The organism is Rhodococcus sp. AQ5-07 (genome assembly GCF_009707305.1).
In the GTDB taxonomy this organism is placed as follows: domain Bacteria; phylum Actinomycetota; class Actinomycetes; order Mycobacteriales; family Mycobacteriaceae; genus Rhodococcus_F; species Rhodococcus_F erythropolis.
On the sequence record NZ_CP046099.1, the window covers coordinates 4,247,700 to 4,271,724 of the forward strand.

General features: G+C 61.6%; 22 protein-coding genes. 13 read left to right on the forward strand and 9 right to left on the reverse strand.

The genetic code is table 11. The features are described from left to right. Positions 1–3: 3 nt before the first annotated feature. Entirely contained in the window at positions 4–1,146 is a 1,143-nt protein-coding gene (locus GJB56_RS19850; protein ID WP_007730792.1) for an acyl-CoA dehydrogenase family protein, read from the reverse strand. A 127-nt stretch (positions 1,147–1,273) separates the two neighbouring features. Between GJB56_RS19850 and GJB56_RS19855 the strand changes: the two genes are divergently transcribed. Continuing rightward, positions 1,274–2,800: an aldehyde dehydrogenase family protein gene (locus GJB56_RS19855; RefSeq protein ID WP_195849551.1), complete on the forward strand. Its 1,527-nt coding sequence runs from the start codon at positions 1,274–1,276 to the stop codon at positions 2,798–2,800. A gap of 12 nt (positions 2,801–2,812) precedes the next feature. Here GJB56_RS19855 and sfnG read toward each other — a convergent pair whose 3' ends face one another. Continuing rightward, positions 2,813–3,937: a dimethylsulfone monooxygenase SfnG gene (sfnG, locus tag GJB56_RS19860; RefSeq protein ID WP_020909446.1), complete on the reverse strand. Its 1,125-nt coding sequence runs from the start codon at positions 3,935–3,937 to the stop codon at positions 2,813–2,815. 98 nt (positions 3,938–4,035) lie between these two features. Between sfnG and GJB56_RS19865 the strand changes: the two genes are divergently transcribed. Then, positions 4,036–5,256: an SfnB family sulfur acquisition oxidoreductase gene (locus GJB56_RS19865; RefSeq protein ID WP_047888996.1), complete on the forward strand. Its 1,221-nt coding sequence runs from the start codon at positions 4,036–4,038 to the stop codon at positions 5,254–5,256. 6 nt (positions 5,257–5,262) lie between these two features. Here GJB56_RS19865 and GJB56_RS19870 read toward each other — a convergent pair whose 3' ends face one another. Continuing rightward, entirely contained in the window at positions 5,263–5,925 is a 663-nt protein-coding gene (locus GJB56_RS19870) for a TetR/AcrR family transcriptional regulator (RefSeq protein WP_113682705.1), read from the reverse strand. A 119-nt stretch (positions 5,926–6,044) separates the two neighbouring features. On the opposite strand from GJB56_RS19870, the gene GJB56_RS19875 reads away from it, so the two are divergent. Next, entirely contained in the window at positions 6,045–7,439 is a 1,395-nt protein-coding gene (locus GJB56_RS19875; protein WP_113682706.1) for an MFS transporter, read from the forward strand. 6 nt (positions 7,440–7,445) lie between these two features. Continuing rightward, positions 7,446–8,441 carry an ABC transporter substrate-binding protein gene (locus tag GJB56_RS19880; protein ID WP_046379460.1) on the forward strand — a complete coding sequence of 332 codons (996 nt, stop codon included), beginning with the start codon at positions 7,446–7,448 and terminating at the stop codon, positions 8,439–8,441. Here the strand turns inward: GJB56_RS19880 and GJB56_RS19885 are convergent. Beyond that, positions 8,428–9,255 carry a helix-turn-helix domain-containing protein gene (locus GJB56_RS19885; RefSeq protein WP_020971101.1) on the reverse strand — a complete coding sequence of 276 codons (828 nt, stop codon included), beginning with the start codon at positions 9,253–9,255 and terminating at the stop codon, positions 8,428–8,430. The genes GJB56_RS19880 and GJB56_RS19885 overlap by 14 nt on opposite strands. Positions 9,256–9,394: 139 nt before the next feature. Here GJB56_RS19885 and GJB56_RS19890 point away from each other — a divergent pair, with 139 nt between their 5' ends. The 4 genes from GJB56_RS19890 (at position 9,395) to GJB56_RS19905 (ending at position 12,882) form a co-directional block, all read left to right on the forward strand. Further along, positions 9,395–10,063: a DsbA family protein gene (locus GJB56_RS19890; protein ID WP_113682707.1), complete on the forward strand. Its 669-nt coding sequence runs from the start codon at positions 9,395–9,397 to the stop codon at positions 10,061–10,063. A gap of 145 nt (positions 10,064–10,208) precedes the next feature. Then, positions 10,209–10,640, forward strand: coding sequence for a MarR family winged helix-turn-helix transcriptional regulator (locus tag GJB56_RS19895; RefSeq protein ID WP_019745731.1), 432 nt, complete (start codon positions 10,209–10,211; stop codon positions 10,638–10,640). A 70-nt stretch (positions 10,641–10,710) separates the two neighbouring features. Continuing rightward, complete coding sequence (locus tag GJB56_RS19900; protein ID WP_154606692.1) at positions 10,711–11,169, forward strand: MarR family winged helix-turn-helix transcriptional regulator; 459 nt, start codon at positions 10,711–10,713, stop codon at positions 11,167–11,169. A 48-nt stretch (positions 11,170–11,217) separates the two neighbouring features. Then, a complete protein-coding gene (locus GJB56_RS19905) occupies positions 11,218–12,882 on the forward strand; it encodes a DHA2 family efflux MFS transporter permease subunit (protein WP_046379462.1) in 1,665 nt (554 codons plus the stop codon). 74 nt (positions 12,883–12,956) lie between these two features. Here the strand turns inward: GJB56_RS19905 and GJB56_RS19910 are convergent, their stop codons facing one another. From GJB56_RS19910 to GJB56_RS19920, 3 genes are all read right to left on the reverse strand, one after another. Then, the gene (locus tag GJB56_RS19910) at positions 12,957–13,685 is read right to left on the reverse strand and encodes a YdcF family protein (RefSeq protein ID WP_019745734.1); all 729 of its coding nucleotides are present in this window, start codon (positions 13,683–13,685) and stop codon (positions 12,957–12,959) included. A 76-nt stretch (positions 13,686–13,761) separates the two neighbouring features. After that, complete coding sequence (locus GJB56_RS19915) at positions 13,762–14,013, reverse strand: hypothetical protein (protein ID WP_020971105.1); 252 nt, start codon at positions 14,011–14,013, stop codon at positions 13,762–13,764. A 45-nt stretch (positions 14,014–14,058) separates the two neighbouring features. After that, the gene (locus GJB56_RS19920) at positions 14,059–15,342 is read right to left on the reverse strand and encodes a PucR family transcriptional regulator (protein WP_113682888.1); all 1,284 of its coding nucleotides are present in this window, start codon (positions 15,340–15,342) and stop codon (positions 14,059–14,061) included. 137 nt (positions 15,343–15,479) lie between these two features. On the opposite strand from GJB56_RS19920, the gene GJB56_RS19925 reads away from it, so the two are divergent. Both GJB56_RS19925 and GJB56_RS19930 read left to right on the forward strand, forming a co-directional pair. Next, positions 15,480–16,355: an SGNH/GDSL hydrolase family protein gene (locus tag GJB56_RS19925; RefSeq protein WP_097386729.1), complete on the forward strand. Its 876-nt coding sequence runs from the start codon at positions 15,480–15,482 to the stop codon at positions 16,353–16,355. A 52-nt stretch (positions 16,356–16,407) separates the two neighbouring features. Continuing rightward, positions 16,408–17,784 (forward strand): spinster family MFS transporter, encoded by a 1,377-nt coding sequence (locus GJB56_RS19930; RefSeq protein ID WP_113682709.1) that lies wholly within the window; start codon positions 16,408–16,410, stop codon positions 17,782–17,784. A gap of 51 nt (positions 17,785–17,835) precedes the next feature. Here GJB56_RS19930 and GJB56_RS19935 read toward each other — a convergent pair whose 3' ends face one another. After that, entirely contained in the window at positions 17,836–19,086 is a 1,251-nt protein-coding gene (locus tag GJB56_RS19935; RefSeq protein WP_225989586.1) for a Tat pathway signal protein, read from the reverse strand. Positions 19,087–19,088: 2 nt separating this feature from the next. Then, on the reverse strand, positions 19,089–20,417 hold the full coding sequence (locus tag GJB56_RS19940) for a lipase family protein (protein WP_113682710.1): 1,329 nt from the start codon (positions 20,415–20,417) through the stop codon (positions 19,089–19,091). Positions 20,418–20,573: 156 nt separating this feature from the next. On the opposite strand from GJB56_RS19940, the gene GJB56_RS19945 reads away from it, so the two are divergent. The 3 genes from GJB56_RS19945 to GJB56_RS19955 are packed head-to-tail and all read left to right on the forward strand — an operon-like array spanning position 20,574 to position 24,022. Continuing rightward, the gene (locus tag GJB56_RS19945; RefSeq protein WP_041816310.1) at positions 20,574–21,323 is read left to right on the forward strand and encodes a succinate dehydrogenase cytochrome b subunit; all 750 of its coding nucleotides are present in this window, start codon (positions 20,574–20,576) and stop codon (positions 21,321–21,323) included. Continuing rightward, a complete protein-coding gene (locus tag GJB56_RS19950) occupies positions 21,324–23,276 on the forward strand; it encodes a fumarate reductase/succinate dehydrogenase flavoprotein subunit (RefSeq protein WP_113682711.1) in 1,953 nt (650 codons plus the stop codon). Next, positions 23,273–24,022: a succinate dehydrogenase/fumarate reductase iron-sulfur subunit gene (locus GJB56_RS19955; RefSeq protein WP_047888993.1), complete on the forward strand. Its 750-nt coding sequence runs from the start codon at positions 23,273–23,275 to the stop codon at positions 24,020–24,022. Before GJB56_RS19950 ends, GJB56_RS19955 begins: the two co-directional genes overlap by 4 nt. The last annotated feature ends 3 nt before the right edge of the window (positions 24,023–24,025 follow it).

The window sequence follows — 24,025 nt, forward strand, 5'->3', positions numbered from 1 at the left end:
TCCTCACAGTCCGTACGTTTTGCCGATGATGTCTCGCTGAATCTCGTTGGTACCACCATAAATGGAGGACACAAGAGTCTTTCGCACATGGTGCTCCATGTCGAACTCAGTCGCGTAACCGTACCCACCCATCATCTGCATCCCCTCGAGCGCGACCTTCTTGGCGGTCTCGGTCAGCTTCAGCTTGGCCATCGACGCTTCCCGCGGGAACATCTTGGTCGGGTTGGCGTCGACCATTCGGGCAACGCTGTAGACCAGCAGACGGCCGCATTCGATCTCCGTGGCGAGATCCGCGATCCGGTGGCGAAGCGCCTGAAACGATCCGACCGGACGGCCGAACTGCTTACGCGTGGTGACGAATTCGAGGGTGTCGTCGAAAGCGCGCTGCGCGGTCCCGAGCATCATCGCCGCGAGGATGAGGCGTTCGATGTTGAGTCCGGCCATGAGTTGACGCCAGCCGTTGCCGACTTCCCCAACCACCGCGTCCTCGGGCAGGAATGTGTCGGTGAAGTAGAGATCGTTGACCTCCTTGCCGCCCATGGTGTCGATTCCACTGATCTTCAATCCGGAGATGTCGGCCGGGACATGGAACATCGTCAGGCCCTCATGCTTGCCTTCACCTCGGGATGTGCGAGCCACCAGAAGGATGTTCTCGGCGAAGTGCGCGTTGGAACACCACGTCTTCTGGCCGTTGATCAGCCACCCACCGTCGACCTTCTCGGCGCGGCAACTCAAATTTCCCACGTCGGAGCCTGCTTCGGGTTCGGACATCGAGATCGACTGCGACGCGCCACGGACGATCCCGCCGAGCACTGCCTCCTTCTGGGCCGGACTGCCGAACTTCTCGTATGCAGCCCCGGTGATGACGGTCGGGCCCAGTCCACCGATCGGCGCCATGCCCTTGGCTGCTTCCTCCAGGAAGATGCACAGGTCGACCGTACTTCCGGCAGATCCGCCGTATTCCTCCGGGACAGTCAGCCCGAGCCAACCCAATTCCGCCATCTTCTCGTAGAACGCCTGGTTGTGGTTATGGGCGCCATGATCGGTCAGCAGGTCTCGCTGCTCACGGGTACCACTTTCCTTCTTGCAGAACGACGCTACCGACTTGGCGAAATCAGACTGCTCCTGCGTGAAATCCATGTACATCGAAAACTCCCGAGTGAGATGAGGCTGGAGGCTTGTCGGAGCTCGGTCCGACGCATACTGTGACTACCAGCACAGTAAATCACATCACATATATGTGATGCACCGACATGTGGAGGATCTGAAGAACATGACAGAACAGCTCGGCCGCCAGAGCACGTCCACGTCGACAGATCCGAAATCGGACGATCACACCTTCGCGAGCCTCGACCCTCGCAACGATTCCGTGGTCGCGCAGCACCCCATTGCAGATCAGCAAGAGATCGAGAAAGCGGTCGCCGCAGCACGCACGGCGTCGAAGTGGTGGGATCAACTCGGATTCCAAGGCCGCCGGAAGGTGCTCGGCAATTTCCGCGCCGCGATCGCCACTCACGCCGAATCGATGGCGGCGATCATTTCCGCCGAGACCGGAAAACCCAGCGACGACGCCCTTCTCGAAGTCATGCTGGCCGTCGAACATCTCGACTGGGCGGCACGCAACGCACAGAAAGTATTGCGCCGCAGACGCGTCGGTGCAGGACTGATCAGCGCCAACCAGTCTGCATCCGTCGGCTACCGGCCGATGGGCGTCGTCGGTGTGATCGGCCCCTGGAACTATCCGCTGTACACACCGATGGGTTCGATCGGCTACGCACTGGCCGCCGGCAACGCCGTCGTCTTCAAACCGAGCGAACTCTCACCAGGCGTCGGCGTCGAATTGGCCCGGCTGTGGAACATCGCCGCACCCGGACACCCTGTCCTGCAGACCATTACCGGTGACGGAAAAACCGGTGCACTTCTGTGTTCGTCCGGTGTCGACAAGATCGCATTCACCGGCTCGACGGCTACCGCAAAGCGCGTGATGGCCGCCTGCGCGGACACCCTCACTCCCCTGGTCGCCGAATGCGGCGGCAAGGACGCCATGCTGGTGGACTCCGACGCCAACCTCGATGCGGCCGTGAGCTTCGCTGCATTCGGGGCAGTGGGCAACGGCGGACAAACCTGTGCCGGCGTCGAACGAATCTACGTCGCAGCGCCCGTGTACGACGCCTTCTTGTCCAAGCTCACCGCCGCGCTTCAGGACGCCCACGCCGGCGCCACCGACAGCTCGACCTACGGGCCGATGACGCTGGGAAAGCAGACTGCGATAGTCCGGGGCCAGATCGAAGACGCTCTCGGTCGCGGCGCGAAAGCTGTACTCGGCGGACTTGATTCGTTCAACGGTCCGTTCATCGATCCGATCATCCTGACGGATGTTCCGGAGGATTCCACGGCGATCACCGAGGAAACGTTCGGCCCGAGCGTCGTGGTGAACAAGGTCGCCGACATGAACGAGGGGATCGAGCGTGCCAATGCGTCGAAGTACGGCTTGGGCGCCTCGGTGTTCACCAAGAGTTCGTCGAAGGGTCGAGCGATTGCCGAGAAGCTCGAATGCGGTGTCGTCACGGTCAATTCGGTTCTCGGATTCGCCGGAATCGCCGCCCTGCCGTTCGGCGGGGTCGGCGATTCCGGGTTCGGGCGTATCCACGGAGCCGATGGGCTGCGTGAGTTCAGCAGTGTGAAATCACTGGCCGTTCAGAAATTCAGCGCTCCGTTGGACCTGCTGACCATCGAACGAAAAGCTCGGGACATGAAGATCTCTCGTTGGATGCTGGCGAAGCGCCACGCAAAGTCCTGAGAGGCCAGGCGATCAGCCGGCGGTGACGAGCACCTGCTCGTCACTGTCGGCTGCTTCGAGTTCACGAACCAGCGGGAGCACCTTGGCCCCGAAGTACTCGATCTCTTCCTGGAAGTGCAGGAATCCGCCGAGAATCAGATCGACACCGCGACGGCGATATTCGACGATCCGATGGGCGATCTGTTCCGGTGTGCCGATCAGTTGCGAGCGGAAGCCGTCGTTGTACTGAACCAAGTCCTCGAATGTCGAATCTGCCCACATCCCGTCCTTGGACGAGGTCGACGCGCCGGCTTGTTGGACTGCATTCTTGAAACCCTCGACTGCTGGACGGTTCGCCTTGGCGATAATTTCCCGCAGCGTGTCTTTTGCTTCGGCCTCGGTGTCGCGGGCGATGATGAATCCGTTGAGCCCGAACTTGACCTCCCGATCGTTCTCGCGAGCAACACGGCGGACGTCGACCAACTGTTCGGTGACGCCGTCGTAGTCCTTGCCGTTACTGAAGTACCAATCCGAATAGCGACCGGCGTTCACACGGGCTGCCGCCGAGTTACCGCCTTGGAACAGTTCGGGATTGGGGCGCTCCGGAGTGTTCAGAGGCTTAGGCTTCAACGTGAAGTCGTGAATGCGATAGAAGTCGCCGCGGAAATCGACGTCGTCCTCGGTCCAGATCTTCCGAAGAACCTGAAGGAACTCGGCGCTACGCCGATAGCGCTCGTCGTGCTCGAGCCACGGCTCGCCCAGATGAGTGAACTCGTCCTTGAACCAACCACTGACGACGTTGACGGCAAATCGACCGTTCGACAGGTGGTCAGCGGTAGCGCCCAATTTTGCCAACACTGCCGGCTGCCAGAGTCCGGGATGCACGGCGGCGATGACCTTGAGCTTCTCGGTGGCCAAGAGAAGCGCAAGGCTGAAGCTCGTGGATTCGTGCTGGAACTCGGCCCCGTAACTTGCCTCGTAACGAACCTGACTCAGGGCGTACTCGAAGCCGTTGTTCTCGGCGGTCTGCGCCAACTTCTTGTTGTACTCGTAGTCCCAGCTGGTCCGCTGCTCGATGTCGGAGGTGACCAGACCACCACTGACATTGGGCACCCAGTAGGCGAACTTGATCTCGTCGGCGATACGTTCAGTAGACATGAAATCCAGCAAACATGCAGTTCCCGGGGGTTTCCAGGGTAGCGATCACACAGGTTGTAAGTGTTGGGTGGGTGCTGCGACTGTGAAACGGTGGCAGCATGACTGCTGTGGACATTCAGGAGATCGCGCACCGCATCACCAGTGAAGACGAGGCGCTCTCGGTAGCGTCACAGCTGTCCGACGAGTTCGCGGCAGGTGCCGGCGTCCGCGATGCGCAGCGCCTCCTTCCCCACGACGAGGTTCGCACCCTGGCGCAGTCCGGTCTGCTGGGGCTCTCGGTGCCGAAGGAGTTCGGTGGCATCGACGCGAGCACCGAGACGTTGGCCGAGGTCTTCCGCCTACTCGCCGAGGGCGATCCCAGCATCGCGCAGATTCCGCACAGCCACTTCACTTTCCTGGAAGCGCTCCGGTACCAGGGGTCTAACGAGCAGAAGCAGTTCTTCTACGCCGAGGCGTTGTCGGGTAAGCAGTTCGCCAACGCCCAGAGCGAGCGCGGCAACAAGACCATCGACATCGACGGCACGACTCTCACACCCGACGGGGAAGACTTTGTGCTCGAAGGTCGAAAATTCTATTGCACAGGAGCGCTTTTCGCAGATTGGATCGTGGTGCGTGCCGCCAATGCGGATCAGTTCACCGAGACCGGCGCACAGGTGAAATCCGCGGTCTACCTACCCCGGAATACTCCCGGACTGTCGATCGTCGACGACTGGGACGGCATGGGGCAGAAGACAACTGCGAGCGGAACCGTGACACTCGAATCCGTGTCGGTGCCGCGGTTCAACGTCGTACCCTTCACATCATTGTTCACTCACCCGACCACCTACGGGGCACAGGCCCAGATTCTGCACGCCGCGATCGACACGGGCATAGCGTCGGCCGCATTGCGTGAATCCGTGAAACTCGCGGCAAAGGCGCGGCCCTTCTTCGAGGCGAAAGTCGATACAGCGGTGGAGGATCCACTGCTCGTTCAACTCGCCGGCGAAGCGGCAATCGAGGTTCGCGCTGCCAGATCCCTCTTGGCGGAAGCGGCGCGATCGATCGACGTGGCGCGTCGTAATCCCACCGAGGACTCCACGGCCCGAGCATCCATCGACGCTGCAACTGCCAAAGTGGTCGGTGCCAGGGCGTCATTGGCGGCCACGAGCACGCTGTTCGAGATCGGTGGCACGAGAAGCGCGGGCGAATCAGCGAACCTCTCGCGATTCTGGCGTGACGCACGCACGCATACTCTGCACGATCCGACGAGGTGGAAGGTCCAACACATCGGCCGCTGGACGCTGTCGGGGACAATCCCACCGAGGCACGGGCTGTTGTAAACACTCTCAGCCGGAATTTGTGTATCCACTGATCAAGACCTCGAGACCTTCCAGGTAACTCTCAGTCGTCGTCCCTCCCGGCCAGTCCTCGAGCACCTCACTGAGTACCGGCAGTTTCTCGGGACCGATTTCTCGGATCTTGACCGCGAGAGGTGACACACTGCCTTCCGGTCGTGTGGTGATGTCGTAGATGTTGAGCAGTGCACCGAGTGTGTAGTTCCACAGCGCTCGATAGACCAACAGTGCGCGGCGCGGCGACATCCCGAGTTCGACACACGCGGCCATGGCCCGATCGACCAAGACCACAGCGCCGCTCCCGCCGCGCCCACCTCGCTGAAGCAACTCGATGATCCAGCGCTCCGATGCCAGCGTTTCGAAGATCGCGGTGAAGATCATGCGAAGCCGTTCGACCTGATCCTGCGGCAGGACCAGCGCGCCGAGATCTTGTGAGTACACATCGAGAACCGCGCTGATCAGCTGTTCCTTGTCGCCCACGTGCCGGTACAGCGCCATCGGCGTGGTGCCGAGCGACTTCGCCAACGCGCGCATGCTCAACGCGTCGGCGCCGCCGGACTGGAGTTGCCGTTTCGCCTCGTCGACTATCTGCTCCGACGTGATCGTCGGGGGACGTCCGAGCCGCGGTGATCTCGGTTCCATCTTTTCGGCCATCCGTCGATTGTGCGCGCCCCTCCTACGACGCTCTCGCCCGGGGAACCCCTTGCATCTCAGTCGTCAGCAAGGTAAACCTAACTACTTATGAGAACGCGTATACAAATTAGGTACCTGCAATGACAACAACAACTCGAGCGGTAGCCGCACCGGCTTTGGTCCTCACAGCCGCCGCGGCAGCGCAGTTCCTGGTGGCCTTCGACATGTCGGTCATCAACGTCGCGCTGCCAGACATCCAGGAATCGCTGAACTTTTCCGACGCCGGGTTGTCCTGGGTCGTCAACGCGTACGCCCTCGCCTTCGGTGGACTGCTGCTTCTCGGCGGTCGTCTGTGCGACGTGATGGGCACTCGTCGAGTTCTGGTTTCCGGGCTTCTGCTGTTCGCCCTCGTCAGCATCGTCGGCACCTTCTCCGTGTCCGCCGAAATGCTTGTCGGAGCTCGGGCGCTTCAAGGCGTCGGCGCTGCACTGATCGCGCCGGCCGGGCTCGCCGCCCTCAGTCAGGCCTTTCCCACCGGACGCGCCAGAGCCAAGGCATTCGGCATCGGCGCAATGTCGTCAGCACTGGGCGGCGCACTCGGTGTCGTCCTGAGCGGCATTTTGACCGAAGGGCTCAGTTGGCGATGGGTGATGTTCGCCGGCGCACCGGTGGCCCTGATCGCCGCGGTCGCAGGTGCCCGTGGCCTGCCGGCCGGCCAAGCCGCCAGAGGTGGCTCCCTCGATCTCCCCGGAGCCATCTTGGCGACGGCCGGAATCACCGCCCTAGTCGGCACAGTGATCGCCACGGAATCACATTCCTGGACTTCGGGTTACGTGCTGGGTGGATTCGCACTCACGGTCGCCCTGCTGACTGCCTTTGTCGTAGTCGAAAGCCGCTGCGCCACACCACTGGTACGACTGTCCACCCTGCTTCGACCCCGAATCGGACTGGCCAACGCCATCATGTGCCTGGTGTGTGCGGCCCAGTTCAGCGCGTTCTTCTTCGTCTCACTCTTCCTGCAACGCGGGCTGGGCTATTCACCGACCACCACCGGTCTGGCTTTCCTGCCTTTCTGCTTCGGCCTGGTGATCGGCATCCTCGCGTCCACCAAACTCCTTCCGCGCTACGGAGTTCGACCGCTGCTCGTAGTCGGAACAGCAGTCGCCGCAATCGGGACTTTCATGTTTTCGACCATGAACCTCGACAGTCCCTTCTGGGCCGTCATCCTGGTGCCTTCGCTTCTGGCAAGCATCGGCATCGGTCTGTCGTTCATGCCGCTCAGTAACGTCGCCACCGCCGACGCTCCCCCCGAAGAAGTCGGCATGGCATCAGGGCTACTGAGCACATCGCGTCAGATCGGCGGTTCACTCGGACTAGCCGTTCTCGTGAGCGTCGCCGCTTCCTCGACGGCGCATTCGGACAGCGCACCGACCGAAGCACTGGTTTCCGGATACTCCCAAGCCCTCTTCGTCTGCTCCGGCCTACTGCTGGCCGGCACCCTCCTGTCCTTCTTCTTCCCACGAATGGATCGTTGACCTCAGATGTTCACCACCCGAACCGCATTCGGCATCGTCTCGGCGCTTCTCCTCACCGTTACCGGCGCAAGCGCGTGCAGCAGCTCCGCCGAGTCCGAAACCGCTTCTGCAACTCGCTCCGTCACACACGAACTCGGCACCGTCGAAGTTCCGGCCTCACCGCAGCGCATTCTCGCGCTCGACGAGTACGCGGGGCTGAGTGCACTCGCACTCGGCGTGAAGCCCACCGTCGTCTACAGCACCCTGCGATCGGACGTCGCCAAGTCGATTCTGCGCGAGCAGGGCGTCGAAGTTCTCGACAAGCCGACTTTCTTCGCCAACCCCGCAGTCGAAGAGATCGCGTCCGTCGAACCCGATGAGATCCTGATGAGCAATGCCGGTCCACTACCGAGCCTGTTCGCGCAGATCAATTCCGTGGCGCCAACCTTGGTCCTCCCGTACTCGGCGCCGTGGCGTGACGTGCTCGAACAAGCTGGGGCACAGCTCGATCGAGGTAGCGAAGCAACCGCCATGATCGGAAAGCTGGAATCCGGCCTCGAAGACGTCAAGTCCGCGGCTGCCGGCCAGAGCCTTGCGATCCTTCTCGGCTACAGCGGAAACCTGTTCACCGTGCCACCGACCACTCCCATCTCCACACTGGTCACCGAGGCCGGATTCACCAGGCCGGCATCGGAAGTCAACGCGACCAACAATCAAGACACCGGCACGATTTCGCCCGTCTCACCTGAACTCCTACCCGAGCATGCGGCGCAGACCGTCGCCGTACTTTCCGGGCAGCAGTACGACGCGTCCATCGTGCGAAACACTCCACTGTTCGACAACCTGACACCCGATCCGGCGCACGCATTGAACGTCAGCGGCGATCTCTGGTTCGGCAGCCATCCTTTTGCCATCTACTGGATCATCCAGGATCTGGACGGCATCGCACATGGCAAGGGGCAGAACAGCATCGGAACCCTCGAAAGCGCCGACGCACGATGGGCGGCGTTCAGCGCGCTCTGACGTCCTGACGGAAGGTCAGCGGAGAAACACCCACCCGGGTGGCGAAGAATTTTGTGAAGTTCGCAGAATCGTCGAACCCCAGCTTCGACGCCACCTGGGTGACCGTGTCCGTGCCGAAAGACAGCAGACGTTTCGCTTCGAGCACCACACGCTGATCGATGTACTGCTTTGCCGTCATTCCGGCAGCAGCTCGGGTAGCTCGCAATACAGTCTTCTCGGAATACCCGATCTTGTTGGCGTACTCCGAAACCGAACGGACCGTGGCGAAGTCACGTTCGACAACGGCATGAAACCTTTCGAACACGTCATTGTGTGCCAGCACGGAACTCTGTTCCTGTCCACCGAGGTGGGTCAGTTTCAACAGAATTGCCGTCAACGTGTGCCGCAGAATGGCCGCGCGAACGACCGGCGCAGAAGTATCCGGACAACCGTAATTCAAGTTCAGGTGTTTCATACCTGCGCTGATGGTCTCGAGGTTCTCGCCGGACAACTGCCACGCTGCCTGCCGACTGTGAGCGTTCCCGTCCAACAACTGCTGGCTGACGGCATCGAGCGACGAGGGTGTGAACAGAACAACCATCGCCTCGAAATCCTGGATTCGCCCCCACTGTTGCACCTGCCCCGGTCTGACCCAGAACACGGTCCCCGGGCTCACCGCGTAGTTGACGAAGTCGATGGTGTGTAGCGCCGAGCCCTCGGTCACCAGCGCGAGTAAGTGAAACTGCGGGCGTTGGGGGCCGACGAACTCTGCACTACCCCCGTTGATGCGAATGGTGTCCAGGCTGAGTACTTCGATCTCGGTCGCGTCAGCCACCGAAGACGCGTACCCGACGTCCCGGACGGGTACTTGTCTGTTTTTCACTAGTTCGGGACTCATCTTCACCGTGACCGAATACCCGAATGCGACATACCGTCAGAGTATCAATCAGTTCGCGCTCGGATAGGAATCAACAGTGCAATCGACAGGCTCGAAAACAGCAGGCACGACGCAACTCACCTACGTCTTCGACGCCTATTGCGGGTGGTGTTTCGGCTTCGGCCCTGCTTTGACGGAGTTCGTCCGTCAAAATGCCGATTCCATCAACTTGTCCGTGGTCAGCGGCGGGCTGTTCACTGGTGAACGCGTCGCACCCATGTCTTCGGCTCCGTACCTGAAATCAGCCAACGCCACCATCACAGCCCAGACCGGCGCCGCTTTCGGTGACGGATATTCACAACTGGTGTCTGACGGGCGGTTCGTCATGGATTCGACGGATGCTGCGATCGGACTCGCCGCGCTTCGCACACAAGATCCGACTCGCGCACTCGACATCGCGGGGGCCATGCAGACCGCGTTCTACCGAGACGGTCGCAGCCTCTCCGATCCCGAGACCTACCGAGCCATAGCGAAATCGCTCGGGCTCGACCCATCCGCCGCAGTGTCTTCCCTGTTCACCGCAGATTCGAAGGACGCCGCCCGCGCCGATTTCGTCCGGGCACGCAGGCTCGGCGCCACTTCGTTTCCGACGCTGTTGTTCCACGGGAGCGACGGGTCCGTCGTGAAATTCGGTTCTCCGACCAGTACAGCAGCTGATCTCACCCGCGACCTGAACACGTGCGTGCGGGCGTATGCGGTGGCTTGACCCACCCACTTTCCGAGCGAAAGGTACGTTCAGCGCCTTCAGTACGCCGAACGTACCTTTCGCTCAGCGTGACTTCACCCAAATCACTCCGGCCCCCCTTCTGGTTTGATGAACACCGAACGAATCGCACCAAAGGGGAACGACAGTGGTTTCAGATCCGATCACGGGCCTGGAGATGGAACTTGCCGACATGTGGCAACGAGGACGCGCCCAGGCGCGCACCTATGCGCGTGCAATTCATCCCAAACTCGATCCGGCGCTCTACCCGGTTCTTGTCATCCTGAACCGTTCCGATGCCGTGCGGATGTCCGACTTGATCTCCACGCTCGATATCGAGAAGTCCACCCTGACCAGGCAAATTGATGCCGCAGCTCGGCTCGGCCTGGTGGAACGGATCCCCGACCCCGACGACGCTCGCGCGAAGCTGGTGACCCTGACCCCTGAGGCTCGGACGAAGCTCACGACGATCCGCAATCATCAGATCGATCGTTGGCGCGCCCGACTCGCAAAATGGGAAACTGACGACATCACCACGCTGACGGCCTTGCTGCACCGACTGGGCAGTTCCGAGGACTGACAACAAAGTAGTTGTGCAGTGCAACCAACTTGATCTATAGTTGCAAATATCAACTATTCGAGGGGTGGCCGTGATCACTCACGACAGTGCCGAGGCAATCCTCGACAACCTTCGCGCCCTAGTCCGGCGCCACCGCGAGGTTTCGTCGACCGGCTCACGCCAACTGTCCCCCGACATGTTGCCGGACCCACTGGGCGCCCTCCTCTCGCAGTTGTCGGCCGCAGATTCCACGAGATCGACGGATCTGGCGGAAAAGTTGAGAGTGACAGTCTCGACGCTGAGCAGACAGATCACACACGCCGAATCTTGTGGATACATTCAGCGGCGACCGGACCCGGACGACGGACGGGCATCGCTCCTGTCCTTGACTCCACTCGGCGTCCAGACCCTGGTCTTCCATCGCCGCGCCCAGGCGCAGCGACTCATCGACCATCTCGACGGATGGACCGAAGAGGACGCCGTCGACGTCGCATGTGCACTCGATCGACTACGACGCTCGACCTGCCCAGAGTCCCACGCGGCGCACTGACCGACGCTGCACGATCAGATCGAATCATTCTCCGATGCAAGGACATTCATGAGTTCTTTCACGTCTACCGACGTTCCACCATCTCAGTCATCGACCGATGCGCCGATGACCCACAAGCAGAAGATCGAGGCACTTGTCGGGCTCCTACTCGGCATGTTCGTCGCATTCCTGTCATCGACGATCGTCTCGAATGCACTCCCCACCATCATCACCGAACTACACGGCACCCAGGATCAGTACACCTGGGTCGTGACGGCAACGCTGTTGGCTTCCACCGCAACAACTCCCATTTGGGGCAAGTTCTCGGATCTGGTGAGTAAGAAGCTGTTGGTCCAGCTGTCCATCACGCTGTTCACGATCGGCTCGATCCTAGCGGGCATGTCGCAATCGGTCGGCATGCTGATCGGTTTCCGCGCTGTTCAGGGACTGGGCCTCGGCGGCTTGCAAGCCCTCGTGATCATCGTGATCGCGGCGATGTTCAGCCCGCGTGAGCGTGGTCGATACCAGGGACCGATCGCAGCCGTCATGTCCGTCGCGACAGTCGCCGGCCCGCTGATCGGCGGCCTGATCGTGGACACTAGTTGGCTCGGCTGGCGCTGGACGTTCTTCGTCGGCGTGCCGCTGGCAGTCATCGCATTGATCGTCGTGCAGCGTACGTTGAACCTCCCGATCGTCAAGAAGGACGTCAGCATCGACTACGTCGGTGCAACCCTCATTGCCGCCGGTGTCAGCACTCTTTTGATCTGGGTCACTTTGGCAGGTAAGAACTTCGAGTGGGCTTCTGCGATGTCGTTCTTCCTCGTCGGACTCGGCGTCGTGCTGCTCGCCGCAGCGCTGTGGGTGGAAAGCAAGGTCAAGGAACCCATCATTCCGCTCCGCCTCTTCCGAGATCGGACTACCACGCTGGCAACACTGGCAAGCATCGCCGTCGGCGTCGCAATGTTCGGCGGAGCAGTGTTCTTGGGTCAGTACTTCCAGATTGCCCGCGGCTACTCTCCCACTGCCGCAGGTCTTCTGACACTGCCCATGGTGATCGGTTCCATGCTCTCCGCCGGCCTGTCCGGGGCAATGATCACGAAGTTCGGGCGCTGGAAGGGCTTCCTGATCGCCGGTGCCGTCGCAATGTCGGCAGGCTTCTTCCTCCTCTCGACCATCGATCACGCGACGCCGATGTTCTGGGTCGGACTGTTCCTCTTCGTGCTCGGCGCCGGGATGGGCATGGTGATGCAGAATCTTGTTCTCGCAGTTCAGAACACCGTCGCGCCTAGCGATCTCGGCACCGCAAGTTCGACGGTCTCGTTTTTCCGCTCACTCGGCGGCGCGGCAGGCGTGTCCGTCCTCGGCGCAGTGCTCTCCACTCACGTTGCAGATCTGACGACCAAGGGCCTCAGCGCAATCGGGGTCGATCTGAGTGCGTCCGGAGGATCCGGCGCAGGGCTGTCGAACCTCAACGAACTACCCGAAGCGATCCAGGATGTGGTCCGCGCTGCGTACGGCGATGCCACCGCACGGGTCTTCCTCATCGCCGGAATCCTGGCTCTGTTGAGTCTGATCGCGATCGCCTTCATCAGGGAGAAGGCGCTTCGGACGGAAAGTGGTGACGAGCAACTCCTGGCGAAGATCGCCGTTCCCGGTGAGATCGATTCCGACACCGTCGATGCCGAACTTGCGCTTCTGACCGAAGGTGACGACGAGTTGCAACGACGAAAGTAGCAACCCAGAAACAGTTCCGCGTACCGTCCGGGTGATTCCGGCGGTACGCGGAACTGTATGGGCAGCTGGGTGCGTCAGGTCGCAGCGATCACGCCTGCGACCGGGATCCGGCCGAGAACTGCAACCCGGAAGTCCACCATCGCGCGTTCCACGTGATTGGCGCTCGAGACCACAACCACGCCCGTTGCTCCTCGATCGGCGAGAATCCGAGCAGAGTTGAGCGCGTTCTCCACCGTGGACCACGACGTTCCTTCTTCGGTGATCCGGCCCGGGTCGACGCCGTTGGCGACGAGCCACTCGCGCATCGCCCTGGCTTCCGTCACTCCGGCCTTCGGCGCCCCACCGCTCGTGATGATCGGAGACTGCGGGTACTGACGAGCCAGCTGCAGCGCCGCCTGAAGTCGGTCGACCAGCATCGGACGCATCGTGCCATCGTCGAAGAGGCCGGCGCCCAAGACGACGATGTTTGTACCCACCGGGTTGAGGTCGAGCAGCACGGGCGACTGGCGCGTCAGCGTCTCAGCACCCGTGCACGCAAGGATGAGAGACCGCACCGGCGTCTGGCAGCCGCCGACAGTCGACAAGATACCGTTGACGACCGTGGTCGGTGTGATGTCGGCGCTCGCTGTCGCCGGCGAAAGGCCCACGCCAGCTGCGGCGATCACCGAAGCAGCGATCAATCCCTTCGTCACAGACCTGCGAACATTTGCCATGTAGCCGAACCCCCAGATTGTCGGTTGTCCAGCACACGGTAGCGAACATTTCGCCACGGTTGCATCATTTGACTCAAATTTACTGTTCACTGACCGTCACACAGACTAAACATAAATATTGGGCAACAATTCGGGTTCGAAACCGTCATCTACCAGCATCTCGAATCTACGCGCCCGCCGCATTACCTATCTGAGCAGCAGAGTCACCGAGAAGGTTGACAACGCGGAACGGCAACAATTCGTCGTTACAGATCACGATGTTGCATCCAGGTGTTCTCGCCCGCCCCGTCCCGGCCGAGGTGTCGAAGATCAATTCAGGGTTCGCGAAACCGACAAGCACTGCCGGGTCGTCGACGAGCGGACCACCCGAACCGTGTGTGGGTGGCCCGACATGCAGCGCCTGGCCATGTCTCCCCACCGGATCGCCAGCCCTCCGGCTCGTTCACCGAGAACCACAGACGCATCACGTTTGGGAAGAGTCCGCCTCCATACCGATTGCGCGACGCGCTCCCAGCGCCATGGTGACTTGCACAAGATCCTTCGGAGACGACAGGTCAAGTCCCGTCAGGGAACTCGCCTTTCGCAGGCGGTACACCACTGTGTTCGGATGTACGTGTAGCTGCCGGGCGGTGGCGGCTCGATCGAATCCGGAGTCGATGAAAGATTCGAGCGTCTCGAGTACCGCGCTATCGGACTCCAACGGCAACAACACATCTGCGAGTATCGGCAGCGCAGCACTGAAGCGGGTCAGTTGATACTCCACTGCGAGATCCTCGAGACGGACGACCCCACTGGTGCGTCCGTACTTTCGGGCAACGTTCAGCACCTCGCGCGCCTGCGTGACGGCCGCTGGAATTGCCGTGGGCGCCGCGACGTGTACAGCGGCAACCGTCGATGCACCGATGACCTTCTCGAGATCACCCAAACGTCGACACAATGACAAATACTGCGGACTCGACGCCCAGTTTCCCTCTGCGGATTCCGATTCCACAATGGGAATCAGTACGGCTCCGCCGCTGCTCCCGAGCACCCCGAGGGCTTTGTCACGTCCCACCTGATCGAGCTCTCGTTGCAGGTGGCGCACCTTCCTCCGCTCGGCGACGGCAGTGTCCACCTCGGTCGAGGACTCGTCGTCATTCCGCTCGACGTGCAGAGCCACCACCCAGTACAGGCGCGCCAACCTGATTCCCACCTCGTCGGAGACGCGATCCACGTCGACACCCGTCGAAAGTGCTACGAACAGGGACCTTCGCGCCGAATCCTCGTCCGTCTGGGTGGCGTGGTCGGAACCGTAGCCGGCAAGAACCGCGGACGTGGAGGCCGCGGTGTATGCATTCAGGAGTCGTCCGGTGCGGGCAAGTGCAACACCGTCTTCCGGGACCGCCCATTCGCTGATCGTCTCCCACCACAACCCTGCTGCCAGGTGATATGCGCGCAGTACCTCACTGAGCGGAACCAATTCCTGCGCCCGTTGACGAGCCGATTCGCTGATGTCGGCGAGCAACTCGGGCGCCAGATCTGCGCCCGTCCGGAGCATCGAAATGAACAGTTCCAAATTTCGCCTCACGATGGTCGTCACGTCGTTACGCAACGCCTCGTCCGGAAGCAACCGGTAGAAGGTGACGTCGCGGTGGACCAGATCGACCGTCGCATTGACCAGCGGATGGGTGCGTTGCGCCAATCGGTCGGCTAGAGATCTGCCGCCAACCACTATCGGTTCGAACGGCAGATCTTTGTTTCCTGACACAAAACCCTCCACAGAATTGAATTGCCACCACAAGGCCGACCTGCCTTTTTCCTATCACTATGTAACCCACGCCACTCTCGAATTCACAATCAGCGGCGTACCTGGAAGTCCCACCTTCGACCAAATAGGAGCCTCGAGTGACGTGGAAAACGCACAGCGCAGCCATTCTGGCAGGCGTCGTGGCTGCCGGTTCGATCGCGGCACTCGGGGCCGGTGTGTCACATGCCGAAACGCATGCCAGCCCCATCCAATACGTCGCTCTCGGCGATTCCGCGGCGGCCGGCCCGCTGGTCACCGAACAAGATTCATCGGCGCCGGGCTGCCTACGATCACTAGGCAACTACCCTTCCGTGGTGGCGCAAAGACTCGACGCTCACCTCACGGATGTGACCTGCTCGTCGGCGCGATCCGCCAACGTCACGGACACCGCACAATCGACGTTCTCCGGTCAAGTACCGCCGCAGGAAACAGCATTGGGGCCCGATACCGACCTCGTCACCATCACAATCGGCGCCAACGACATCTCGTTGTTCCCGACAGTTCTGAGCTGCGTAAACCCGCTCCCCGAACCCACCGGAACGTCCTGCCGTGACAAGTTCACCGCAGGCGGCGTCGATCAACAGCGACAGTTGGTCGAAAATGCCTCCGCAGGTTGGAGTTCCATGCTCGAATCGGTTCGCGACCGAGCACCCTCGGCGCGCATCGTCGTGATCGGATACGGAACATACATCGCCGCCGACGGATGCCCCGGCACCCAGCCGTTCTGGCCGCGCGACGCCGACTATCTCCAGAGTGTGATCGACTACGGCAACACGGTCATGGCAGCAACGGCGGCCCGTCACGGCGTCGAGTACATCGACATCACCGAAGCCACTGCCGGGCATGACATCTGCACTGACCCTGCCACTGCTTACTACACCGGAATCGTCCCTACCCAGCCGGCGGTTCCACTGCATCCCACTGCGGCCGGGATGCAGGCGATCGGCAAAACCGTCGCCGACGCTCTGTCCTGAGCCTCTCCCCCAACACAATTCATTCAGCACTCGCGAAAAGGGTGGAACAATCATGTCAATTCAACGAGACGCTCCGCCGCTGCCGTCCATCGACGGCGCCCCTGTCGGAACACGCGACAAACTTCTGGGCGGCACACTCGTCGCACTGTTTCTCGCAAACATGCTCAACTTCTTCGACCGGGCGATCCCCTCGGTCGTTGCCGAGCCGATCAAGAACGAGTTTTCGCTCAGCGACTTGCAATTGGGATTGATCACCTCTGCATTCACCCTCGTCTACGCAGTCGCAGGGCTGCCTCTGGGCCGGTTGGCCGACACGAAGAACCGTCCCAAGATCATCGGGATCGGACTCCTGGTGTGGAGCGGACTGACGGCAGCAACCGGTGCCGCCGGCAGCTATGTGCTGTTCATCCTCGCGCGTCTAGGCGTCGGTGTGGGCGAAGCGACCTTCACACCTGCAGCCAACTCGATGATCGGTGATATCTACCCGGCAGAACGACGCTCACGCGCACTTGGTGTCTTCATGCTCGGTTTGCCGATTGGCCTCATGCTCGCCTACTTCACCGTCGGCAAGATCGCCGAGGCATTCGACAGCTGGCGTGCACCGTTCTTCCTCGCGGCGATTCCCGGTGTCCTGCTGGCAGTCGTGCTCTACCGCATGGCAGATCCGGTTCGTGGTGGTTCCGAAAGTCCGGAGGCCCGCGCAGCCGCTGTTTCACAGGCACCGATCACCCGTCCGATCCGTCGTCTGCTCGCAATTCCCACGCTTCGTTGGCTCATCCTTGCCGGACTGACGTTCAACTTCGCCGCCTACGCAGTGAATTCGTTTGTCGTCCCGCTTCTGATGCGCCAGTACCACCTGAAACTGACTGCTGCGGCATCGGTCACCGGCATCATCGTCGGAATCACGGGCCTGATCGGATTGCTTCTCGGCGCTCGCTACGCTGACAAGACCAGCGCACGCTCACCGCGCGCACGGTTGATGATCGGTGTCGGAACCTCGGCATTGGCAGCACCTTTGACGGCACTGGCACTGTTGCAGCACGGCGGGAACGTCGTGATGTTCACGCTCTTGTTCTCGGCCGGGTGGTTGTTGGCCTACGGCTTCTACATCAGCGTCTACCCTGCCATTCACGACGTCGTGGTTCCCAGGCTCCGAGGCACTGCGACGGCGTTGTTCTTCGCTGCCATGTATCTTCTCGGCGGATTCTCGGGACCAGTTGCCGTGGGCGCGATTTCGGACTGGTTCGCCAAGCGCGCGCTTGCCGATGCCGGTACCGGGAAGTTGGCTCAGTACGCCGGCGACGGGTTGAACTCGGCCATGTATCTCGTGCCGATCATGTTGGCGCTCACTGCGGTATTCATCTACCTGGCCACTCGCACTGTCGGCAAGGACGCCGCGCGTATGCAAGCGGAGCTGAGCCAGGCCTGACCCAGGAGTTCACGGCGGTGGCGGGGCCCCGAGGCCCCGCCACCGCCGAGTTCAGTTGACCGTGATCGCCAGAGTTGCCAGCATGGACCGCAACATGTCCGGCAAGCGAGCGATCATTCTCTGCTCGGTTATCCGAACGGAGACGGGCGCTGCCAGCGTCGCTCGCCACAGTTCCGGTTGATTGTTCATCAGGTTGTTGTAGACCGGGAGCAGCTGACCGTTGATGTAGGTCCAACGACCGTCCCGGTCCGCCCAGTTGAAGTCCGGAAGCGGTGTTTGCACAACGGCATTGCCCACCGCGAACGAGAGCGGGTTCGACTCACGCGGCGGTACGACGCCAGGCATGGACGGTGATGCGGCGAAGGTGGTCAGGTAGGTCAACGAGCGACCGACGCTGCCGCGGTAGGCCTTCGCCTCGTCCCACTGATCACCCACCGACTGGTACTGCTCACGGCGCAGCAGACGCACATTGCCGTCGAAGACCGACTCCGGTGTCCCCGAGGCAATGTTGTCCCACGCGATACGGGCGTTCTCGTCGAGCAGCCCTGCCCGATCGAGCTCGGCGATGCCGTCGACACCGTCGTGAACCCACGCCATGTGCATGGGAATCAGATCCGAGAAGATGTGTTTGCTCATCGCAATCACTTTCCCCTGGAACCACATCACGTCCTCGGGGCGGATGTCGTGGCCGACCTGGAGCAGCGCCGCAACGTCCTCGGGTGCTCCCATCGACGTTGCGACCGGCGACCCGATGCGGTCGATCTCTCGCCACACCAGTGCCATCGCTTCGCTGATCGCTTGGACTTCCAGCACAACCCGCCCGTAGTCCAAGTCGAGGAGTCCACCGGCAAAAGCGGGCCCGACCATTCCGCCCATGCCTGCCCACTGCAGTTCTTGATGCTCGAGCTGCAGTCGCTCGTAGAACTGGAAAGTGTTGGTGAGGTTTCCGAGATTCGCGTGCACACCGTCGAAGGGAGTCCACGAAGCGAGATCGATACCTGCCGACTCCGTCCCGACTGCGAGCCAGTACTGCTTGAGCAGTGTCTGATAGCGGTGCGGAGCCACTCCCGATGCTCGGGCGGTATCGACCAAACTCCGCAGCGTCGCGGAATCCGACGGCAGTGAAGGATGCAGACCCCCCGCGGCTTCGGCGTTTGCGTTCACCGCTTCCAGGTCGAGGTACCTGTCGAGTTCACCAGTACCCGCAGACGCCCGGCCTCCCAGTACGACCGCACCGCCGATGCCTGCCGAAGCGACGAGAACTGTGCGCGCGAAATCCCTGCGTGTCAAAGACTTCCGCATACTCATTTCCCTTCGGCTTCGTCGAACGTCTTCGCCAGCCAGGCGATGTCCTGCATACCCAGCTGATCGGTCACCGTCTTGTACAGGTTGGTCACGTAATCGAGCGGCCCGCACTGCGACGGGAGCAGGTCCACGTCGCCGCCGTCTGCTCGATATGTCTGCGCCAATTGCTCTGCCTCACTGAAGGGAACGAGGAAGTCGTCCTCACAGGAAGAAATCAGAAGCTTCGAGGCCGGCGCCTGCTTTCCCAACGTGTTGTCCGCGTACGCCGCGGCCAGTGCCGGGATCGTTCGGGGCGCCGGATTGGTGAGCAGGACGTCGAAGGGAACGAACGGGAGTCCGAGGTAGAGCGCCTGGCAGGACGCGCGGAATGCTGCGGCGACGTTGTGACCGATCGGAGTGAGATGATCGTCGAGCCGAACGTCGGGGTAGCCCGCGTCGAATCCGAGAATGCTCGAGAAGACGAAGCCGGAACCGATCCCACCGGCCGCCGTCTCCTCGAATGTTGCCGGGTCGATCATCATCGCCTGGATGGCGCTGGCCTGTACGTTCAGTTCCGGCGCGTAGTCATGCGCCTGTTCTGCGGCAAAGCCCGCTGCGACACCGCCGCCGGCGACACCGTAGATGCCGACAGGGGTGTCTGATTCGAGGCCGGCGTCCGGAAGCGCGAGTGCTGCCCGAACGCCGTCGAGCGTTGCCTTGCCCGAGAACTGTCCGATCGAGAACGGATGGGGAGCAGTGTCGCCGTCGTTGCCGACGTCGCTCATCATCACTGCCCAGCCGTGACCGAACATCTGGGCCACCGGGCCGAGCGCCGAGAACATCGCCGGGTCGCTCTGATTGCCGCCGGTCCACTGGTGACTTGGTGCGCAGTTCGCCCCCAGGCTGTCGTTCGCTTCGGCGTATCCGATGATCTTGCGATCGCCTGGCGCAGTTCCGTCCTCGGGAATCATCAGAATTCCGGTACTGATCACCTGGCGACCGAAGTGATCAGTGGTTGTGTACATGAGTTGGTGAGCCGAGACCACGTCCGGGCGGACCTGGTAGACCTGAACACTGACCGGACGCGCTTTGAGAAGAGTTCCGGGGGCGGTGACGGGCTCGATTTCGGGCTCGTCGAACCACGGATCGTCGGACGAGAGCCCGAGTGGCGTCAATTCGGTAGAGATATCAGCGCCTTGAAGTGCCTTCACGACCAACGGGTTGAACACGTCGGCCAGGTCGACGGTCTCCTGCGCACCAGCCGGCGACCCCACCGCAAACAAGGCCACTGCCAGGGCCGATGCCGTTCCGGCGCGCCATGACCACCGTCGCCACGTCGAGTCAAACATCGTTCACAGGTTCCTTACTTTCGGGTAATGAGCACCCCTACACTCCCATTCACCTGCATTAACAGACAAGTCGGGCACCGATCCGTTGGCCGAAAACCTCGATCGGGCTTAGGCTGACGGCACCTGTCCGGCAAGTCTGGCGTGGGAGGTTTGTCTGTGAGTGCTCCGACCCGTGTATCGCGAGCTACCGGCGATTCACCTCGCGCTCGACCGCGGCCGTCCAATATCACGTGCAAAATTCTGATGGCCGTGACGGGACTGATCTTCGCCGCTTTCGTGCTCGTCCACATGATCGGAAACCTGAAGGTCTACACCGGGGCCGATCACTTCGACGACTACGCACACTGGCTACGCACAGTGTTCGAACCCTTCCTGCCATACGAGGGACTTCTGTGGATTCTTCGCATCGTCTTGCTCGCGTCATTGGTCGCACACGTCTGGTGCGCCTGGTTGCTCACCGTCCGTGGCCGCCGAGCTCGAGGGAAGTTTCGACGTAAAGGCTTGGGAATCAAGTCCTTTACCGCGCGCACAATGCCCGTCACCGGAGCAGTGCTGCTGCTGTTCGTCATCTTCCACATACTCGACCTCACGACCGGAACCCGACCCATCGGCAGCGCCGAGTACGAAGCAGCCACGCGCACGCAGAGTTACGCATACGACAACCTGATCGCCAGCTTCGAGCGTCCACTGGTGGCGTCGTTCTACATCGTCGCGATGGCTCTGCTGGCAATGCATCTCGCGCACGGACTCTGGAGTGCGGTCAACGATCTCGGCGTGACCGGCCAACGGCTGCGCCAGATTGCCGTTGCACTCTCCGGAATCTTTGCGCTCGTCGTGATGGTCGGAAACATGTCGATCCCCATCGCGGTGATGACCGGCGTCATCTCGAAGACAGGAGCGTCATAAGTGAACAGCTTCGAACTCGACGATCTGCGCAGCATCGGGACGCCGGTGGACGGTAAGGTCCCAGCCGGCGATCCGGAGACAGCCTGGCCCACTCGCAAACTCGACTACAAGCTCGTCAGCCCGCTCAACCGGCGCAAGTTCACGGTCATCGTCGTCGGTACCGGACTCGCCGGCGCGGCCTGCGCCGCCTCACTTGGTGAACTGGGCTACCACGTCGAATCCTTCACCTTCCACGATGCACCGCGCCGTGCACACAGCGTCGCCGCGCAGGGCGGCATCAACGCCGCTCGTGCCCGAAAGGTGGACAACGACAGTCTCGCCCGCTTCGTGAAGGACACCGTCAAGGGCGGCGATTTCCGCGGCCGCGAGGCCGACTGCTTCCGACTCGCAGAGGAATCCGTACGCGTCATCGATCACATGAATGCCATCGGAGCACCGTTCGCCCGTGAGTACGGCGGCACTCTCGCTACCCGATCCTTCGGCGGCGTACAGGTGTCGCGCACGTACTACACGCGCGGGCAGACAGGCCAGCAGTTGCAGATAGCGTCGTCGCAGGCACTGCAACGTCAGATCGCAGCCGGAACGGTCAACCTCCACACCCGAACCGAGATGCTCGATCTCATCGTTTCGGACGGCCGAGCACAAGGGATAGTCACACGCGATCTCGTGACCGGTGAGATCGGCGCCACCACAGGCCATGCCGTCGTACTGGCCTCCGGTGGGTACGGCACCGTGTTCCACAAGTCCACACTTGCGAAGAACTCCAACGCCACCGCCGCATGGCGAGCGCACCGACGCGGCGCGCTGATTGCCTCACCCTCGTTCATCCAATTCCATCCGACGGCACTTCCCGTCAACTCCGAGTGGCAGTCGAAAACCATTCTGATGAGCGAATCACTACGCAACGACGGCCGGATCTGGGTACCGGCCAAGCCCGGAGACGATCGCGAACCCGGCGACATTCCCGAAAATGAGCGCGACTACTACCTCGAGCGCAAATATCCGGCGTTCGGGAACCTCTCTCCCCGCGACGTCTCTTCACGGGCCGCCCGCGAGCAAATCGACTCCGGTCACGGCGTCGGCCCTCTGAAAAACAGTGTGTACCTGGATTTCCGCGACGCATTGGCACGGCTCGGCCGCAAGACCATCGAGGAAAGATACGGAAATCTGTTCTCGATGTATCGCGACGCCACCAGCGAAGACCCCTATACGGTGCCGATGCGCATCGCCCCCGGAGCCCACTTCACCATGGGAGGACTGTGGAACGACTACGACCAGATGACCTCCATCCCCGGCTTGTTCGTCGGTGGCGAGGCAGGGTGGGGATACCACGGGGCCAACCGCCTCGGCGCCAATTCGTTGCTCTCGGCATGCGTCGACGGCTGGTTCACCCTCCCGTACGCGATTCCGAATTATCTTGCGCCGCTACTCGGATCAGCACCTCTCGAACTTTCCGATCCCGCCGTGACGTCGACGCTCAGTGACGTGAGCGGTCGGGTGGACCTGCTGCTCTCGGTCGGCGGAACACACGGCCCCGACAGGTTTCATCGACAACTGGGCGAGATCCTCTATGCGGGTTGCGGTGTCACCCGAACGGCCGAAGGCTTGACCAAGGCCATCTCCGAAATCCGAGCATTACGAGGCGATTTCTGGTCGAACCTACGAGTCGCCGGCAGCGGAAACCAGTTCAACCAGGAGCTGGAAAGGGCCGGCAGGGTAGCCGATTTCCTCGAACTCGCCGAACTGATGTGCGTCGATGCTCTCGATCGTGACGAGTCCTGTGGAGCGCACTTTCGGGCCGAACATCAAACTCCCGACGGCGAAGCACAGCGAAACGATCAAGACTGGTGCTTCGTCTCCGCGTGGGAAACCGCCAAGGACGGCAGCCACATTCGACACGACGAGCCGTTGTCCTTCACCGCTGTTCCACTGCAGACGAGGAACTACGTATGAAAATCACCGTGGACGTGTGGCGCCAATCCGGACCGGAGTCGTCCGGTGCATTCGACACCTACCAAGTAAACGACGCGACAGTGGAGATGTCACTGCTGGAACTTCTCGACCGACTCAACGACCAACTCGTGGAGAGCGGCAACGAACCCATCGCCTTCGATTCCGACTGCCGAGAAGGGATCTGTGGGTCCTGCGGCATCACGGTCGACGACGTTCCCCATGGGCCGGTTGCGAACACTCCCACGTGCCGTCAGCACCTGCGCAGCTTCTCCGACGGTGACCGAATCAAACTGGAACCGTTCCGCTCCGCCGCTTTTCCGGTGGTCCGCGACCTCGTGGTCGATCGTTCGGCTCTCGACCGGGTCCTCGAAGCCGGTGGCTATGTATCGGTCAATGCGGGAACTGCACCGGACGCAGACAGCCAGCCGCTCTCGCATCAAAGTGCCGAAGCTGCACTGGACTTCGCCGCGTGCATCGGCTGCGGCGCTTGCGTAGCAGCCTGCCCCAACGGTGCCGCGCACCTCTTCACCGGTTCCAAACTGACCCACCTGTCCCTCGTCACGCAGGGACGCAACGAACGTGGCAAGCGGGCCCGAGCGATGTCGCACCAGATGGAGGCCGATTTCGGGCCGTGCTCGACCTACGGTGAATGCGCGGAGGTGTGTCCCGCGGAGATACCGCTGACCGCGATTGCCGCTGTCAACAAGGAATCGATGCGATTCGGATTGCGGCGCAAGGACAACTGAGCC

What these genes read in the sequence shown, in the direction of transcription:
- GJB56_RS19870 (WP_113682705.1), bottom strand. Translation starts at nt 5,925, where the DNA reads ATGGCCGAAAAGATGGAACCGAGATCACCGCGGCTCGGACGTCCCCCG.
- GJB56_RS19865 (WP_047888996.1), top strand. Translation starts at nt 4,036, where the DNA reads ATGACTGCTGTGGACATTCAGGAGATCGCGCACCGCATCACCAGTGAA.
- GJB56_RS19930 (WP_113682709.1), top strand. Translation starts at nt 16,408, where the DNA reads ATGTCAATTCAACGAGACGCTCCGCCGCTGCCGTCCATCGACGGCGCC.
- GJB56_RS19940 (WP_113682710.1), bottom strand. Translation starts at nt 20,417, where the DNA reads ATGTTTGACTCGACGTGGCGACGGTGGTCATGGCGCGCCGGAACGGCA.
- GJB56_RS19850 (WP_007730792.1), bottom strand. Translation starts at nt 1,146, where the DNA reads ATGTACATGGATTTCACGCAGGAGCAGTCTGATTTCGCCAAGTCGGTA.
- GJB56_RS19935 (WP_225989586.1), bottom strand. Translation starts at nt 19,086, where the DNA reads ATGCGGAAGTCTTTGACACGCAGGGATTTCGCGCGCACAGTTCTCGTC.
- GJB56_RS19880 (WP_046379460.1), top strand. Translation starts at nt 7,446, where the DNA reads ATGTTCACCACCCGAACCGCATTCGGCATCGTCTCGGCGCTTCTCCTC.
- GJB56_RS19855 (WP_195849551.1), top strand. Translation starts at nt 1,274, where the DNA reads ATGACAGAACAGCTCGGCCGCCAGAGCACGTCCACGTCGACAGATCCG.
- GJB56_RS19955 (WP_047888993.1), top strand. Translation starts at nt 23,273, where the DNA reads ATGAAAATCACCGTGGACGTGTGGCGCCAATCCGGACCGGAGTCGTCC.
- sfnG (WP_020909446.1), bottom strand. Translation starts at nt 3,937, where the DNA reads ATGTCTACTGAACGTATCGCCGACGAGATCAAGTTCGCCTACTGGGTG.
- GJB56_RS19875 (WP_113682706.1), top strand. Translation starts at nt 6,045, where the DNA reads ATGACAACAACAACTCGAGCGGTAGCCGCACCGGCTTTGGTCCTCACA.
- GJB56_RS19905 (WP_046379462.1), top strand. Translation starts at nt 11,218, where the DNA reads ATGAGTTCTTTCACGTCTACCGACGTTCCACCATCTCAGTCATCGACC.